Source organism: Bacteroides sp. HF-4919 (assembly GCF_018860125.1).
Genome location: NZ_JAHKNF010000003.1, coordinates 1 through 16,206 on the forward strand (window position 1 = coordinate 1; position 16,206 = coordinate 16,206).

Annotated in this window: 12 protein-coding genes and 1 rRNA gene; 12 read left to right on the top strand and 1 reads right to left on the bottom strand. The window is 44.2% G+C overall.

The window, feature by feature from the left end:
• Positions 1 to 134 precede the first annotated feature (134 nt).
• The 11 genes from rrf to KO473_RS06145 all read left to right on the top strand — a co-directional run bounded on the left by rrf (position 135) and on the right by KO473_RS06145 (position 13,406).
• Positions 135 to 245, top strand: a 5S ribosomal RNA gene (rrf, locus tag KO473_RS06095).
• A gap of 382 nt (positions 246 to 627) precedes the next feature.
• A complete protein-coding gene (locus tag KO473_RS06100) occupies positions 628 to 1,218 on the top strand; it encodes a V-type ATP synthase subunit E family protein (RefSeq protein WP_005778476.1) in 591 nt (196 codons plus the stop codon).
• An 11-nt stretch (positions 1,219 to 1,229) separates the two neighbouring features.
• Positions 1,230 to 2,069 carry a DUF2764 domain-containing protein gene (locus KO473_RS06105; protein WP_005778475.1) on the top strand — a complete coding sequence of 280 codons (840 nt, stop codon included), beginning with the start codon at positions 1,230 to 1,232 and terminating at the stop codon, positions 2,067 to 2,069.
• 36 nt (positions 2,070 to 2,105) lie between these two features.
• The gene (locus tag KO473_RS06110) at positions 2,106 to 3,863 is read left to right on the top strand and encodes a V-type ATP synthase subunit A (RefSeq protein ID WP_005778474.1); all 1,758 of its coding nucleotides are present in this window, start codon (positions 2,106 to 2,108) and stop codon (positions 3,861 to 3,863) included.
• A gap of 29 nt (positions 3,864 to 3,892) precedes the next feature.
• Positions 3,893 to 5,212, top strand: coding sequence for a V-type ATP synthase subunit B (locus KO473_RS06115; protein ID WP_005778472.1), 1,320 nt, complete (start codon positions 3,893 to 3,895; stop codon positions 5,210 to 5,212).
• Between the two features lie 12 nt (positions 5,213 to 5,224).
• Entirely contained in the window at positions 5,225 to 5,830 is a 606-nt protein-coding gene (locus tag KO473_RS06120) for a V-type ATP synthase subunit D (protein WP_005778470.1), read from the top strand.
• Positions 5,827 to 7,644, top strand: coding sequence for a V-type ATP synthase subunit I (locus KO473_RS06125; protein ID WP_122130422.1), 1,818 nt, complete (start codon positions 5,827 to 5,829; stop codon positions 7,642 to 7,644). Before KO473_RS06120 ends, KO473_RS06125 begins: the two co-directional genes overlap by 4 nt.
• A gap of 53 nt (positions 7,645 to 7,697) precedes the next feature.
• Positions 7,698 to 8,159, top strand: coding sequence for a V-type ATP synthase subunit K (locus KO473_RS06130; RefSeq protein WP_002562679.1), 462 nt, complete (start codon positions 7,698 to 7,700; stop codon positions 8,157 to 8,159).
• A gap of 235 nt (positions 8,160 to 8,394) precedes the next feature.
• Positions 8,395 to 10,056 (top strand): glycosyltransferase, encoded by a 1,662-nt coding sequence (locus KO473_RS06135; protein WP_005778464.1) that lies wholly within the window; start codon positions 8,395 to 8,397, stop codon positions 10,054 to 10,056.
• A 33-nt stretch (positions 10,057 to 10,089) separates the two neighbouring features.
• A complete protein-coding gene (locus KO473_RS06140) occupies positions 10,090 to 12,654 on the top strand; it encodes a glycosyltransferase family 1 protein (RefSeq protein ID WP_005806753.1) in 2,565 nt (854 codons plus the stop codon).
• Positions 12,655 to 12,755: 101 nt separating this feature from the next.
• Complete coding sequence (locus tag KO473_RS06145) at positions 12,756 to 13,406, top strand: hypothetical protein (RefSeq protein WP_022011607.1); 651 nt, start codon at positions 12,756 to 12,758, stop codon at positions 13,404 to 13,406.
• A gap of 171 nt (positions 13,407 to 13,577) precedes the next feature.
• On the opposite strand, the gene KO473_RS06150 is transcribed toward KO473_RS06145, so the two are convergent.
• Positions 13,578 to 14,681 carry a TlpA disulfide reductase family protein gene (locus tag KO473_RS06150; RefSeq protein ID WP_005778459.1) on the bottom strand — a complete coding sequence of 368 codons (1,104 nt, stop codon included), beginning with the start codon at positions 14,679 to 14,681 and terminating at the stop codon, positions 13,578 to 13,580.
• 137 nt (positions 14,682 to 14,818) lie between these two features.
• Here KO473_RS06150 and potA point away from each other — a divergent pair, with 137 nt between their 5' ends.
• On the top strand, positions 14,819 to 16,204 hold the full coding sequence (potA, locus tag KO473_RS06155) for a polyamine ABC transporter ATP-binding protein (protein ID WP_005778457.1): 1,386 nt from the start codon (positions 14,819 to 14,821) through the stop codon (positions 16,202 to 16,204).
• Positions 16,205 to 16,206: the final 2 nt, after the last annotated feature.

Here is a 16,206-nt window from a genome sequence, read left to right on the forward strand (position 1 = left end):
TAACATCACAGCCGAGCGTTACTAATTGCCCGATGACTTTCTTTTATTGTCCTTTATGGTTTATATATCCGTTTAGCTTTACTATTTAGATAATAGACAGCTAAGTTTACTTTTGTACATTATGTCTACCTTATTCAGGTGACTATAGCATCAGGGTTCCACCTCTTCCCATTCCGAACAGAGAAGTTAAGCCTGATCACGCCGATGGTACTGCGTAACAGTGGGAGAGTAGGTAGTCGCCGTTTTTTTCAGAGAGTTCATCCCCTCGGGTCAGAAGACACGAGGGGATGACTTGTTTTTGGGTATAAGCAATATCCCCTGATAATCTTTTTATCGGCTTCATCCCATATACTCCTGACTCAATCTTCATTTTTCCGGTTTTATCATAATTCAATGTTTGATGTATTATCAGACTGTTTATCTTTGCCATCATCTGAAAAGATGAAACGGGAAGATAAATGTGTCGGGATCGTCATAACCTTTACTTTTGGACGCTTCTTTTCGCGATTACGAACAGTTTTCTTCCTCTTTTCTCTTTTTTTATCAGATTGAATTTTGTACTTTTGGCGAGAATCTGATGAGAAACACTTAGATATTATAATATAAACTTCTAAATAGTCCGTGAATATGGAAAACAAAATTCAAGAGTTGACCGATAAGATTTATCGCGAAGGCGTCGAAAAAGGTAATGAAGAAGCCCGCCGTCTTATTGCGAATGCTCAGGAAGAAGCTAAAAAAATCGTTGAAGATGCCCATAAAGAAGCTGAATCAATTATTGCCACCTCTCGTAAATCTGCCGATGAACTGACAGAGAATACCAAATCAGAGTTGAAACTGTTTGCCGGTCAGGCAGTAAATGCGTTGAAATCAGAAATAGCCACTATGGTAACTGATAAAATTGTGACCGCACCGGTAAAGGAGTTTGCACAGAATAAAGATTTTCTGAGTGCTTTTATCGTAGCTCTGGCTTCCAAATGGAGCGTAGACGAGCCGATTATCATCTCAACTTCTGATGCGGAATCTTTGAGAAAGTATTTTGCGGCCAATGCTAAAGCATTGTTAGACAAAGGTGTTACCATAGAACAAGTGAATGGTATTAAGGCATTGTTTTCTGTATCTCCTGCAGACGGTTCATATAAAGTGAATTTCGGAGAAGAGGAATTTATGAATTACTTTAAAGCATTCCTGCGTCCTCAGTTGGTAGAAATGTTATTCTAAAGGGATGCGTTATGAGTAAATATTATTACTTGGTAGCCGGTTTGCCGGAACTCACACTTGAGGACAGTAAGCTGAGCTATACAGTAGCTGATTTTAAAACGGAAATTTACACGGGCTTGTCAGCTTCAGATCAAAAATTAATTGATCTGTTTTATTTGAAGTTTGATAATGCCAATGTACTGAAGCTTCTGAAAGATAAGGAAGCCGCCATTGATACCCGGGGAAATTTCTCCGCGGAGGAACTTGCTGAATATATCTCTGTTCTTAAAGAAGGAGGAGAAATCAGTACTAAAGAATTTCCTGCATATCTTGCTACTTTCATTTCCGACTATTTCAATACTCCGGCAGACAATGCTGTTTTACTGGAAGATCATCTGGCTGCACTTTATTATGATTATGCAATGAAATGCGGAAATAAGTTTGTGGCTTCCTGGTTCGAATTCAATCTTACAATTAACAATATCCTTGTGGCATTGACCGCTCGGAAGTATAAGTGGGATGTTGCCCGCAATATAGTGGGTGATACGGAAATATGTGAGGCTTTGCGAACTTCCGGAGCCCGTGATTTCGGACTTTCCGGTGAAGTGGATTTTCTGGATCAGTTAGTGAAAATCAGTGAAATAACAGAACTGGTAGAACGCGAGAAGAAGTTGGATGCTTTACGGTGGAACTGGATGGAGGAAGCTATTTTCTTTAACTATTTTACCATCGAACGTATTTTTGCTTTCTTATTGGAACTGGAAATGATTGAACGTTGGATCTCTTTGGATAAGGAAAGAGGAAATCAACTGTTCCGCAGTATCATAGAGTCACTGAAGAATGAAGTGCAGATTCCCGCAGAATTCAGGTAATCCTGCCAAACTCGGATAAATAAATTAAAAAAATATATGGCAACAAAAGGAACTGTTAGTGGCGTTATTGCCAACATGGTGACCCTCGTCGTTGATGGACCGGTAGCTCAAAATGAGATTTGTTATATCTCAACCGGTGGCGATAAATTAATGGCGGAGGTGATTAAGGTCGTAGGTACACATGTATATGTTCAGGTGTTCGAAAGCACTCGTGGATTGAAAGTGGGAGCCGAAGCCGAATTTACCGGACACATGCTTGAGGTGACCTTAGGTCCCGGTATGTTATCGAAGAATTACGATGGTCTGCAAAACGACCTTGATAAGATGGATGGCGTATTCCTGAAGAGAGGACAATATACCTATCCGTTGGATAAAGAAAGTGTATGGCATTTTGTTCCCCTTGTCAATGTAGGGGATAAAGTGGAAGCATCTGCCTGGTTAGGACAGGTGGATGAAAACTTCCAGCCATTGAAGATCATGGTACCTTTCACGCAGAAAGGTGTTTGCACGGTGAAATCGATTGTACCTGAAGGCGATTATAAGATTGAAGACGTAATTGCTGTTTTGGTAGACGAAGAGGGAAACAACGTTGAAGTGAATATGATTCAAAAGTGGCCGGTAAAAAGGGCTATGACGAATTATAAAGAAAAACCGCGTCCGTTTAAATTGCTTGAAACCGGTGTACGTGTGATTGACACTGTCAATCCGATAGTAGAGGGGGGGACAGGATTTATTCCCGGTCCGTTCGGTACAGGTAAAACCGTACTTCAGCATGCTATCTCTAAACAGGCAGAGGCCGATATTGTGATCATTGCCGCCTGCGGTGAACGTGCGAACGAGGTTGTGGAAATATTTACTGAGTTCCCAGAACTGGTGGACCCACATACGGGACGTAAACTGATGGAGCGTACCATTATTATTGCCAATACTTCGAACATGCCGGTAGCGGCCCGTGAAGCTTCTGTGTATACGGCTATGACGATTGCCGAATATTATCGTGCGATGGGATTGAAGATCCTGTTGATGGCAGACTCTACTTCCCGTTGGGCACAGGCATTGCGTGAGATGTCGAACCGTATGGAAGAGTTGCCCGGACCGGATGCATTCCCGATGGACTTGTCCTCAATCATTTCTAACTTCTACGGTCGTGCAGGTTATGTAAAACTGAATAACGGTGAGAGTGGTTCTATTACCTTTATCGGTACGGTATCTCCGGCCGGAGGTAACCTGAAGGAACCTGTGACTGAAAATACTAAAAAGGTAGCCCGTTGTTTCTATGCGCTGGAGCAGGATCGTGCCGATAAGAAGCGCTATCCGGCTGTGAATCCGATCGATTCTTATTCTAAATATATCGAATATCCTGAATTTGAGGCATACATTGCCGAACACATCAATGACGAATGGATCGGTAAAGTGAATGAGATCAAAACGCGTTTGCAGCGTGGTAAGGAAATTGCCGAGCAGATCAACATCTTGGGTGATGACGGTGTGCCGGTAGAATATCATGTCATTTTCTGGAAGTCGGAGTTGATTGATTTCGTTATATTGCAACAGGATGCATTCGATGAAATTGACGCCGTTACTCCGATGGAGCGCCAGGAAGCTATCTTGAACATGGTGATAGACATCTGTCATACGGAATTTGAGTTTGACAACTTTAATGAGGTTATGGACTACTTCAAGAAGATGATTAACATCTGCAAGCAAATGAACTATTCAAAGTTCAAATCGGAACAATATGAAGGTTTCCAGAAGCAATTGAAGGAGTTGGTTGCCGAGAGAAGTGTCAAATAGTGGATTGTAACTAAATTGTAAATAATAACATGGCTACAAAAGCATTTCAAAAAATATATACTAAGATTACTCAGATTACCAAAGCTACCTGCTCGCTGAAAGCTACAGGGGTAGGTTATGATGAGTTGGCCACTGTGAATGGTAAACTGGCTCAGGTTGTAAAGATAGCCGGTGACGAAGTGACTTTGCAGGTGTTTGAGGGTACGGAAGGTATCCCGACCAATGCCGAAGTGGTATTTCTGGGTAAATCGCCTACGCTGAAGGTAAGCGAGCAACTGGCCGGACGTTTTTTCAACGCCTTTGGTGATCCTATCGACGGAGGACCGGAGATTGAAGGACAGGAAGTCGAGATCGGAGGTCCTTCTGTGAATCCGGTACGCCGTAAACAACCTTCAGAACTGATTGCAACCGGTATTGCCGGTATCGACTTGAATAATACCCTGGTTTCCGGTCAGAAGATTCCTTTCTTCGCCGATCCGGACCAACCGTTTAACCAAGTGATGGCGAACGTAGCATTGCGTGCCGAAACAGATAAAATCATTCTGGGAGGTATGGGTATGACAAACGATGACTACCTGTATTTTAAGAATGTATTCTCCAATGCCGGTGCGCTCGACCGTATCGTCAGTTTCGTGAATACCACGGAGAACCCTCCGGTAGAACGTCTGCTGGTACCGGATATGGCTTTGACTGCGGCTGAATATTTCGCAGTACAGCACAATCAGAAAGTATTGGTTCTGCTGACCGATATGACTTCGTATGCCGATGCTTTGGCTATCGTGTCGAACCGTATGGATCAGATTCCTTCGAAAGACTCTATGCCGGGTTCTCTTTATTCGGACCTCGCTAAAATCTACGAAAAAGCGGTACAATTTCCCGATGGTGGTTCCATCACAATTATTGCCGTGACTACGTTGTCCGGCGGTGATATCACGCATGCCGTACCCGATAACACCGGTTATATCACCGAAGGACAGTTGTTCCTGCGTCGTGATAGCGATATTGGTAAGGTTATTGTCGATCCGTTCCGTTCATTGTCCCGTCTGAAACAGTTGGTAACCGGTAAGAAGACCCGTAAGGACCATCCACAGGTGATGAATGCTGCGGTACGTCTGTATGCCGATGCCGCTAACGCCAAGACGAAGTTGGAGAATGGTTTTGACCTGACCAATTATGACGAACGTACTTTAGCTTTTGCCAAGGACTACTCCAATCAGTTGCTTGCCATCGACGTCAATCTGGATACGACAGAAATGCTGGATGTGGCATGGGGATTGTTCGGCAAATATTTCCGTCCGGAAGAAGTGAATATCAAGAAGGAACTGGTAGATCAGTATTGGAAAAAATAGTAAATAAACGAGATGGCTATAAAGTTTCAATATAACAAAACCTCCCTTCAGCAGCTCGAGAAGCAACTGAAAGTGCGGGTGCGTACCCTCCCGATTATTAAAAATAAGGAGAGTGCCCTTCGCATGGAAGTGAAGCGCTGTAAAAGCGAAGCTGCCGATCTGGAGGAAAGGCTGGAAAAACAAATCCAGGCTTATGAAGCCATGTTCGCACTTTGGAATGAGTTTGACACCTCATTGATAAAAGTAAATGATGTTCATCTTGGTATCAAAAAAATAGCCGGTGTAAGGGTGCCTTTACTCGAGAATGTAGATTTCGAGATTCGTCCGTACAGCCTGTTTAATGCTCCCAAATGGTATGCCGATGGTATACATTTGCTTAAGGAGTTGGCGCATACCGCTATAGAGCGTGAGTTTACGCTGGCCAAGCTGGGCTTGTTAGAACATGCGAGGAAAAAGACCACTCAGAAAGTTAATCTTTTTGAGAAGGTACAGATACCTGGTTATCAGGATGCTTTGCGTAAGATAAAACGCTTCATGGAAGATGAGGAGAATTTGTCTAAGTCGTCGCAAAAGATTCTGAAATCACAGCAAGAAAAAAGGAAGGAGGCAGAGGCATGATTACAAAAATGAAGAAACTCACATTCCTGGTTTATCATAAGGAGTACGAAGCTTTTCTGAACAGTCTTCGGGAACTCGGAGTCGTTCATATTGTGGAGAAACAGCAGGGAGCGGCTGAGAATGCCGAGTTACAGGATAACATCCGTCTTTCTGCCCGTCTTGCCGCCGCATTGAAATTGTTACAGAACCAGAAACATGGGAAAGATGCGGTCATTGCAACCCATGGAGGCAGTGCTGAACGTGGCCTACAGGTGCTTGACGAAATAGATGCTCTGCAAACCGAACATAGTAAACTGTTGCAACAGCAGCAAATCTGCGGAAAGGAAAAAGATGCCTTGGAAGCCTGGGGAGATTTTGAACCGGGAGGCATACAGCGGTTGAAAGATGCCGGTTATGTGGTCGGATTCTATACTTGTCCCGAAGGTAACTACAAAGAAGAATGGGAAGCGGAATATAATGCAATGGTTATTTGCCGTATTTCTTCAAAGGTCTTTTTCGTCACCGTGACCAAAGACGGAGAAGAAGTCGATCTGGATGTAGAGCAAGCTAAACTGCCGTCGCAGTCATTGGCGCAACTTGAAATGCAGTACACCAATACCGGGATTGCACTTGAAGAGAATGAAAAGAAGTTGGTTGCTTTGTCTGAAACCGACATACCTTCGCTGAAGGAGGCTTTGAGACAGGTGCAGACTGAAATAGAATTCTCAAAGGTCGTTTTAAGTACGGAGCAGACTGCCGGTGATAAATTGATGTTGCTTGAAGGATGGGCTCCTGCTGTCAGTAAGGTTGAAATCGAAGCCTATCTGAATGACGCACATGTTTATTACGAGATCACAGACCCGACACCGGAAGACAATGTTCCGATTGAACTGAACAACAAAGGCTTCTTTGCCTGGTTTGAGCCGATTTGCAAATTGTACATGTTGCCGAAATATAACGAACTGGACTTGACGCCGTTCTTTGCTCCGTTCTTTATGATCTTTTTCGGACTTTGCCTGGGAGATTCCGGATATGGCTTGTTTCTGTTTGTGGGGGCTACCGCTTACCGTTTGCTGGCAAAGAAACTGAGTCCGTCGGCCAAATCGATCATCTCTCTGATTCAGATACTGGCTACTTCCACTTTCTTCTGCGGATTGCTGACCGGAACCTTCTTCGGTGCCAATATTTACGACCTGCCCTGGCCGTTCATCCAGCGCCTGAAGAGTGCAGTCTTTATGGATAATAATGACATGTTCCAGCTCTCACTGATTTTGGGTGCGGTGCAGATTCTGTTCGGTATGGTATTGAAGGCTGTCAATCAGACCATCCAGTTTGGCTTCAAATACGCCATTGCGACGATCGGGTGGATCATTCTCCTGTTATCGTTGGCTTTTTCGGCACTGTTGCCGAAAGTGATGCCGATGGGAAGTACCGTACATTTGATCATTATGGGCATTGCCGGTATTATGATTTTCCTGTTCAACAGTCCCGGAAAGAATATCTTTCTTAATATCGGACTGGGTTTATGGGATTCTTATAACATGGCAACGGGGCTGTTGGGTGACGTTCTTTCATACGTGCGTTTATTCGCTCTGGGATTGTCAGGAGGAATTCTTGCCGGAGTATTCAACAGTCTGGCAGTGGGCATGAGTCCGGACAATGTGATTGCCGGTCCCATTGTGATGGTGCTGATATTCGTTATCGGACATGCCATCAATATCTTTATGAATGTGCTCGGAGCCATGGTTCACCCCATGCGTCTGACTTTCGTGGAGTTTTTCAAGAATTCCGGTTACGAAGGCGGCGGCAAGGAGTACAAACCATTCAGAAAATAGAGAAATAAAAAGAAAAATAGTAGAATAATAAATTAAAAAATAAAATTAAGATTATGGAAATGAATTTGTTTATTGCTTACATTGGCATCGCGGTTATGGTTGGTTTGTCGGGCATCGGAAGTGCTTACGGAGTGACTATCGCAGGTAACGCTGCTATCGGCGCATTGAAGAAGAACGATAGTGCATTCGGTAACTTCCTTGTATTGACAGCTCTTCCGGGTACACAGGGATTGTATGGTTTCGCAGGCTACTTTATGTTCCAGACTATCTTCGGCATCCTTACTCCGCAGATAACTGCCATTCAGGCTTCTGCCGTATTGGGTGCAGGTATTGCCCTCGGACTGGTTGCCCTGTTTTCCGCTATTCGCCAGGGACAGGTTTGCGCCAATGGTATTGCAGCCATCGGACAAGGCCATAATGTATTCAGCAACACATTGATTCTTGCTGTATTCCCCGAACTTTATGCTATCGTGGCATTGGCAGCTACCTTCCTTATCGGTAGTGCGCTGGCATAAATGATAAGCTAATGATTTATAAAAACACTTAAGCGTTTTCAGCAAAACGTCTAAGTGTTTTCTGAAAAGACTTAAGCGTTTTCCAAAAACACTTAAGTCTTTTTTTATGCTCTGAAACCTCGTTGTAAACGCTTGTTTGTGCTATTTTGCTTATATTTTTTGTATAAAGTATTATTTTTCAATAAATAATGCGTACTTTTGCACCTGCGTAATAAAAAGAGTTTTAAACATTTATATGGTAAAAGATTTATTAACCCCCGATTATATCTTCGAAGCCAGTTGGGAAGTGTGCAACAAGGTAGGAGGAATTTATACTGTTTTGTCCACAAGGGCAAATACGTTGCAAACTAACTTCCGTGACAAATTATTCTTCATAGGGCCGGATGTGTGGCAAGGAAAAGAAAACCCTTTGTTTATAGAATCTGACAACCTCTGTGCGGCATGGAAAGAACATGCCCTCAATAAAGATAACCTTTCTGTCCGTGTCGGACGTTGGAATATTCCGGGTGAACCCATTGTTATCCTGGTTGATTTTCAGCCTTTCTTTGAGAAAAAGAATGAAATTTATACTGAAATGTGGAATCATTTTCAGGTAGATTCGTTGCATGCTTACGGCGATTATGACGAAGCATCCATGTTCTCGTATGCTGCTGGAAAAGTGGTAGAGAGCTTCTATCGTTATAATCTGACTGAAAATGATAAGGTTGTTTATCAGGCACATGAATGGATGACCGGCTTGGGAGCACTATATGTGCAGTTGGCCGTACCCGAAATAGGGACTATTTTCACTACCCACGCTACCTCTATCGGCCGGAGCATTGCCGGAAACGATAAACCCTTATATGATTATCTGTTTGCCTATAATGGTGACCAGATGGCCCAGGAACTGAATATGCAGTCGAAGCACTCTATTGAGAAGCAGACCGCACATCATGTCGACTGCTTTACGACAGTAAGCGAAATCACTAATAACGAGTGTAAAGAGTTACTGGATAAGGCAGCAGACGTAGTGCTGATGAATGGCTTCGAGGACGATTTCGTACCTCAGGGAACGGCCTTCACCGGTAAACGCAAACGTGCCCGTTCGCTGATGTTGAACGTGGCCAATAAACTTCTTGGAACCAATATGGGCGATGATACGTTGATTATCGGTACCAGCGGACGCTATGAATTTAAGAACAAAGGAATCGACGTGTTTCTGGAATCGCTGAACCGCTTGAACCGGGACAAAGATTTGCAGAAGAACGTACTGGCATTTGTCAATGTGCCGGGTTGGGTAGGAGAGCCCCGCGAGGACTTGCAGACCCGCCTGAAGAGCAAAGAGAAGTTCGATACTCCGCTTGAAGTGCCTTTCATTACCCATTGGCTGCATAATATGACCCACGATCAGGTGTTGGACATGTTGAAGTATCTGGGTATGGGAAACCGTCCGGAAGATAAGGTGAAAGTGATTTTCGTCCCGTGTTATCTGGATGGAAAGGATGGAATCCTGAATAAAGAATATTATGACTTGATATTGGGAGAAGACTTGAGTGTCTATCCTTCTTATTACGAACCTTGGGGATATACTCCGCTTGAGAGTGTAGCCTTCCGCGTACCTACCATTACGACTGACCTGGCAGGCTTCGGTCTTTGGGTGAACAGCCTGAAGAATCAGCACGGCCTTGATAATGGAGTAGAGGTGCTGCATCGTTCGGACTATAATTACTCAGAAGTTGCCGACGGTATCAAGGATACGATCGCGCTGTTCTCGGGTAAAACGGAAATTGAGGTGAAAGAAATCCGCAAGCATGCGGCGGCTGTGGCCGAACAGGCTTTATGGAAGCATTTCATCAAGTATTATTACGAGGCTTATGATATTGCTTTGCGCAATGCAATGAAACGTCAACTAAACTAAGTATTTATTCATCAACAAGTAAACAATAACATTATGAAAATTAAAGTAAGTAATGTGAATACTCCGAATTGGAAGGAGGTAACTGTAAAGTCACGTGTTCCTGCGGAATTAGAGAAATTATCTGAACTTGCACGCAACATTTGGTGGGCATGGAATTATGAAGCTACTGAACTGTTCAGAGATTTGGATCCGACCCTTTGGAAAGAAGCTGGTCAAAATCCGGTACTTTTGCTTGAACGTATGAGTTACGAAAAATTGGAAGCTTTATCAAAAGATAAGGTTATCCTGAAACGTATGAATGACGTATATGCTAAATTCAGAGACTACATGGATGTGAAGCCAGACGATAAACGTCCTTCTGTAGCCTACTTTAGCATGGAGTATGGTTTGAATCACGTTCTTAAAATATATTCCGGCGGTTTAGGTGTACTGGCCGGCGACTATCTGAAAGAAGCTTCTGACAGCAATGTAGATCTTTGCGCGGTAGGTTTCCTGTATCGCTACGGTTACTTTACACAAACGCTGTCTATGGACGGGCAGCAGATTGCCAATTACGAAGCACAGAACTTCGGTCAGCTTCCTATCGACCGTGTGACGGATGCAGACGGAAAACCGTTGGTGGTGGATGTGCCTTATATGGATTACTACGTACATGCAAATGTATGGAGAGTAAACGTAGGACGTATTTCTTTGTATCTGCTCGATACAGACAACGAAATGAACAGTGAATTTGACCGTCCTATCACTCACCAACTCTACGGAGGTGACTGGGAAAACCGTCTGAAACAGGAGATCCTGTTAGGTATCGGCGGTATGCTGACACTGAAAGCACTGGGCATCAAGAAAGATATTTATCATTGTAACGAAGGACACGCTGCCCTGATCAACGTACAGCGTATCTGCGACTATGTAGCTACCGGTCTTACTTTCGACCAGGCTATCGAGTTGGTTCGTGCATCTTCTTTATATACGGTTCATACTCCGGTTCCTGCCGGTCACGATTACTTTGACGAAGGTTTGTTTGGCAAGTATATGGGTGGCTATCCCTCAAAGATGGGTATCAGCTGGGACGATCTGATGGATCTCGGACGTAACAATCCGGGTGACAAAGGAGAACGTTTCTGTATGTCGGTATTTGCCTGCAACACTTCTCAGGAAGTGAACGGTGTGAGCTGGCTGCATGGAAAGGTTTCTCAGGAGATGTTCTCTTCTATCTGGAAAGGATACTTCCCGGAGGAAAGCCATGTGGGCTATGTGACCAACGGTGTACACTTTCCTACTTGGAGTGCTACCGAATGGAAACAGCTTTATGCTAAATATTTCAACGAAAGCTTCCTGTATGATCAGTCAAATCCGAAGATTTGGGAAGCTATCTATAATGTGCCCGATGAAGAAATCTGGAAGACCCGTGTAACTATGAAGAACAAGCTGGTGGATTATATCCGCAAGCAGTTCCGTGAAACGTGGTTGAAGAACCAGGGAGATCCGTCACGCATTGTATCTCTGTTGGATAAGATCAATCCGAATGCGTTGCTGATTGGTTTCGGCCGCCGTTTTGCCACTTACAAACGTGCTCACCTGCTGTTCACCGATTTGGAACGTCTGTCGAAGATTGTTAATAACCCCGATTATCCGGTACAGTTCCTCTTCACAGGTAAAGCCCACCCGCACGATGGTGCAGGTCAGGGGCTGATTAAGAGAATTGTTGAGATCTCTCAGCGTCCGGAATTCCTGGGCAAGATTATCTTCCTCGAAAACTACGATATGCAGTTGGCCCGCCGTCTGGTGAGTGGGGTTGATATCTGGCTGAACACGCCGACCCGTCCGCTTGAAGCATCCGGTACATCGGGTGAGAAGGCTTTGATGAACGGTGTATTGAACTTCTCCGTGCTCGATGGATGGTGGCTTGAAGGTTACCGCGAAGGTGCAGGTTGGGCATTGACCGAGAAACGTACTTACCAGAATCAGGAACATCAGGATCAGCTCGATGCGGCTACCATCTACAGTATTCTTGAAACAGAAATTCTGCCGTTATATTATGCCCGCAACAAGAAGGGATATTCAGAAGGCTGGATTAGAAGTGTGAAAAACTCAATCGCTCAGATTGCTCCTCACTATACAATGAAGCGTCAACTCGACGATTACTATAGCAAATTCTACTGCAAGGAAGCCAAGCGCTTCAAAGAATTGTCTGCCAATGATAATGCGAAGGCAAAAGAAATTGCAGCATGGAAAGAAGAAGTGGTCGCCAAGTGGGATTCCATCGAGATCGTTTCAAGAGATAGAGAAGCAGACATTGCACAAGGCGATATCGAAAGCGGCAAGGAGTATACGATTACCATTGTCGTTGATGAAAAAGGATTGAACGATGCAGTGGGACTGGAGTTGGTTACAACTTATACGACTCCGGAAGGAAAACAGCATGTTTATTCGGTAGAACCATTCAGCGTGGTTAAGAAAGAAGGCGATCTGTATACATTCCAGGCTAAACACAGCTTGTCGAATGCAGGAAGCTTCAAAGTATCATACCGTATGTTCCCGAAAAATCCGGATCTGCCTCACCGTCAGGACTTCTGTTATGTGCGTTGGTTTGTCTGATTGGTATGTAAAGTAAAGAGAGATTTACCATAACTATTTGAAAGGCTGTTTTGAAGTGTATACTGTCAAAACAGCCTTTTATTGTTTAATATCGATGTATTATGAGAAGGTTTTTTATTTTCATTGTTTTTGCACTGTGCAGTTTCTGGCAGTTGAGAGCCCAGGCCGATACGGCTTCGTTCCTGTTTGATAAGTATGAAGATGCCCAGGTGGTTCTCAGAGCCGGTGGTGAATTGAAGTCAAAAATGAACTACAATATAGTAGCCAACAAGTTCTATTTTGTAGATCCGCAGGATAAGCAGGTGAAGGAACTTGCCAATCCGGGAGATATTTTGCTGATCAAGATAGGAGAGCGTACGTTTTATCCGGAATCCAACGGAGCCGGAATAGAAATGTTGCCGACAAAACCGGTAGTGTATGTCCAGTATAAAGCATCTGCACGTAAGGAAGCCCCTGTGGGAGCCTATGGCACCCGTTCGGAAACAACGGCAGTTCAGAGTTACGGTTCTGTCATGAGCAATGGACAATCATACCAGTTGCAAGGTGAGAAGATGATTGTCGGCAACCGGCATCATATCTATTGGGTGGAGAAAGATGATAAAATGAAACAGTTCCGCAATTTTAAGCAATTTGCCAAAATCTACTCAAAGCATCGTGCGGAAATTGAGAAATACATTGGAGAGAATAAAGTGAATTTTGAGAATGTGGATCAGATTGTCAAGCTCTGTTCCTATGCCGATTCACTGAAATAGGTTTGGTTTTGAAAGCCCCTGTCCGGGACATTTGTGAAATGAAGAGGCTGTGTCGAAACTCTTTTTACCGCGGAGTAACACAGAGTAGTATAGAGCCTTTTTGTTAATAATCAATAACTTAAAATCGCCTCTGTGTTACTCTGTGTCCTCTGTGGTGAGTTCTGATACAGCCTATTTGTTCAATACTTCTTCCAGTTTGGCTTGGAGCGCTTCTCCGTGCAGGCCACGTGCAAGAATTGTTCCGTCAGCATCAACCAGCATGGTGTGGGGAATACTGTTTACGGCATACAACTGTGCACCTTCGTTCTGCCAGCCTTTCAGGTCGGACATCTGAGGCCAGGTGATGTTTAGCTTCTTGATGGCATCTTTCCATTTATCGGCATCCTGATCGAGAGACACGCCTACAATTTCGAAGTTCTTGCCTTTGTACTTAGCGTAAGCCTCTACGATGTTCGGCATTTCGCGGCGGCAAGGACCACACCAACTTGCCCAGAAGTCAACCAATACCACTTTGCCTTTTCCTACATAGTCGGACAGTTTTACCGGTTTTCCGTCGGGTGTCAGCATCTCGAAGTCGATAAATTTCTGACCGGCAGCAGTCGCTTTCTGCTTTTCGGTAACTTCTTTGATTTTCATAATCAGTTCGTCATTCTGATAGTTGGCAGGTATTTGTTTCAGCAAAGCATCATTCTCTTCGGTAGAGTTTTCATAGAAACTTTGTTTGAACAACATGATACCCACCGGGTTGGTGATGTTTTTCTGTACACCTTCTTTGATAGCCTGGCTGTATGCCTCTTCCAGCTGTGAGTATTCTTTTTGTTTTGCCAACTTCTGATCATCGGTCAGTGTGCTGTCGCCCATAGCCTGGTAGATGGCTGCCTGTTTCTGATCGATCACATTGGTCTTGTTCCGTATCTCCTGATAAGCGTCATTGTTCGGAGTACCGGTTGCCGACTTATTATCTTTAGACAGATTTACGTTGATTTTACCGTTTTCGAGGAAGAAATCTACATATGCTCCGTCACCGTTTTTAGAGTAAGTGATGTAACGGTTCACTGCGGAATCCTGTACGCCTTCGAATGTAAATGTTCCGTTAGCGATGATGGCTGTATCCAGTTTGTTGAACTGTCTGCTTACACGTTCCTGAATAAATACGGTATCGCCGTCGGAAGCGCCTTCCACAGTACCTGTTATCACATAACCGGGTTTGCTGTTATTACAAGATGCTACTCCCAGAGCAACCGCTGCAACAGCCAGATAAGTTAACTTTTTCATTGCTTTAGTATGTTTTATGAATAAATATTTATGCAAAGATAGCCGTTTTTTTTATTCGGAATAGAATTTCTCTGTTATATTAGATTAACATGTATGTACGAATCGGATAAATGTGTACCTTTGCACCCCAAATTAGTATGAATATGCAAGAAAGCAAATCCATTATTGAGGTGAACGGTGTGTCTAAATTCTTCGGAGAGAAGACTGCCCTGGATCATGTGACCCTGAATGTAAAAAAAGGTGAGTTCGTCACTATCCTGGGTCCTTCGGGTTGTGGTAAGACTACTTTGTTACGCCTTATTGCCGGCTTCCAGACTGCTTCGGAAGGCGAAATTAAAATATCGGGGAAGGAAATCACGCAGACTCCTCCGCACAAACGTCCGGTAAACACGGTGTTTCAGAAGTACGCTTTGTTTCCGCATCTGAATGTATATGATAATATTGCTTTCGGGCTGAAGCTGAAAAAGATGCCGAAGCAGACCATTGAGAAGAAGGTAAAGGCCGCTTTGAAGATGGTGGGGATGACGGACTATGAATACCGTGACGTAGATTCGCTGTCCGGCGGACAACAGCAACGTGTGGCTATCGCCCGTGCCATAGTCAACGAACCGGAAGTGCTGCTGCTCGACGAACCGTTGGCAGCTCTCGACCTGAAGATGCGCAAAGACATGCAGATGGAACTGAAGGAGATGCACAAATCATTAGGGATCACTTTTGTATATGTCACCCACGATCAGGAGGAAGCATTGACGCTGAGCGATACGATTGTCGTCATGAGCGAAGGACGAATCCAGCAGATCGGCACTCCCATTGATATTTACAATGAACCTACCAATTCGTTTGTGGCCGATTTTATCGGGGAAAGTAATATCCTGAACGGTGTGATGATACACGACAAACTGGTACGTTTCTGCAATACCGAGTTCGAATGTGTGGACGAAGGGTTCGGCGAAAACATGCCCGTAGACGTAGTGATCCGTCCGGAGGATCTTTATATATTTCCGGTTTCGGAAGCGGCACAACTGGCCGGCGTGGTGCAGTCGTCCGTCTTCAAGGGGGTACATTATGAAATGACCGTCCTTTGCAACGGCTATGAATTTCTGGTACAGGACTATCATCATTTTGAGGTCGGTGCCCTCGTTGGGCTGTTGGTGAAACCGTTTGATATTCATATAATGAAGAAAGAGCGCGTGTGCAATACCTTCGAAGGCAAGCTGATTGACGAAACCCATGTGGAGTTTCTGGGTTGTAACTTCGAGTGTGCTCCTGTTACCGGAATTGATGCCGGCAGCGAAGTGAAAGTGAAAGTCGGTTTCGACAAAGTGATTCTTCAGGATAACGAAGAAGACGGTACGCTGACCGGAGAGGTGAAGTTCATCCTTTATAAAGGCGACCACTATCATCTGACTGTGCTTTCGGATTGGGACGAGAATGTATTTGTAGATACGAACGACGTATGGGACGATGGAGACCGTGTAGGTATCACCATCCCCCCGGACGGTATCAGAGTAATTAAGAACTAATA

Coding starts and splice junctions, on each gene's coding strand:
- KO473_RS06100 (WP_005778476.1), top strand. CDS start 628: ATGGAAAACAAAATTCAAGAGTTGACCGATAAGATTTATCGCGAAGGC.
- KO473_RS06105 (WP_005778475.1), top strand. CDS start 1,230: ATGAGTAAATATTATTACTTGGTAGCCGGTTTGCCGGAACTCACACTT.
- KO473_RS06110 (WP_005778474.1), top strand. CDS start 2,106: ATGGCAACAAAAGGAACTGTTAGTGGCGTTATTGCCAACATGGTGACC.
- KO473_RS06115 (WP_005778472.1), top strand. CDS start 3,893: ATGGCTACAAAAGCATTTCAAAAAATATATACTAAGATTACTCAGATT.
- KO473_RS06120 (WP_005778470.1), top strand. CDS start 5,225: ATGGCTATAAAGTTTCAATATAACAAAACCTCCCTTCAGCAGCTCGAG.
- KO473_RS06125 (WP_122130422.1), top strand. CDS start 5,827: ATGATTACAAAAATGAAGAAACTCACATTCCTGGTTTATCATAAGGAG.
- KO473_RS06130 (WP_002562679.1), top strand. CDS start 7,698: ATGGAAATGAATTTGTTTATTGCTTACATTGGCATCGCGGTTATGGTT.
- KO473_RS06135 (WP_005778464.1), top strand. CDS start 8,395: ATGGTAAAAGATTTATTAACCCCCGATTATATCTTCGAAGCCAGTTGG.
- KO473_RS06140 (WP_005806753.1), top strand. CDS start 10,090: ATGAAAATTAAAGTAAGTAATGTGAATACTCCGAATTGGAAGGAGGTA.
- KO473_RS06145 (WP_022011607.1), top strand. CDS start 12,756: ATGAGAAGGTTTTTTATTTTCATTGTTTTTGCACTGTGCAGTTTCTGG.
- KO473_RS06150 (WP_005778459.1), bottom strand. CDS start 14,681: ATGAAAAAGTTAACTTATCTGGCTGTTGCAGCGGTTGCTCTGGGAGTA.
- potA (WP_005778457.1), top strand. CDS start 14,819: ATGAATATGCAAGAAAGCAAATCCATTATTGAGGTGAACGGTGTGTCT.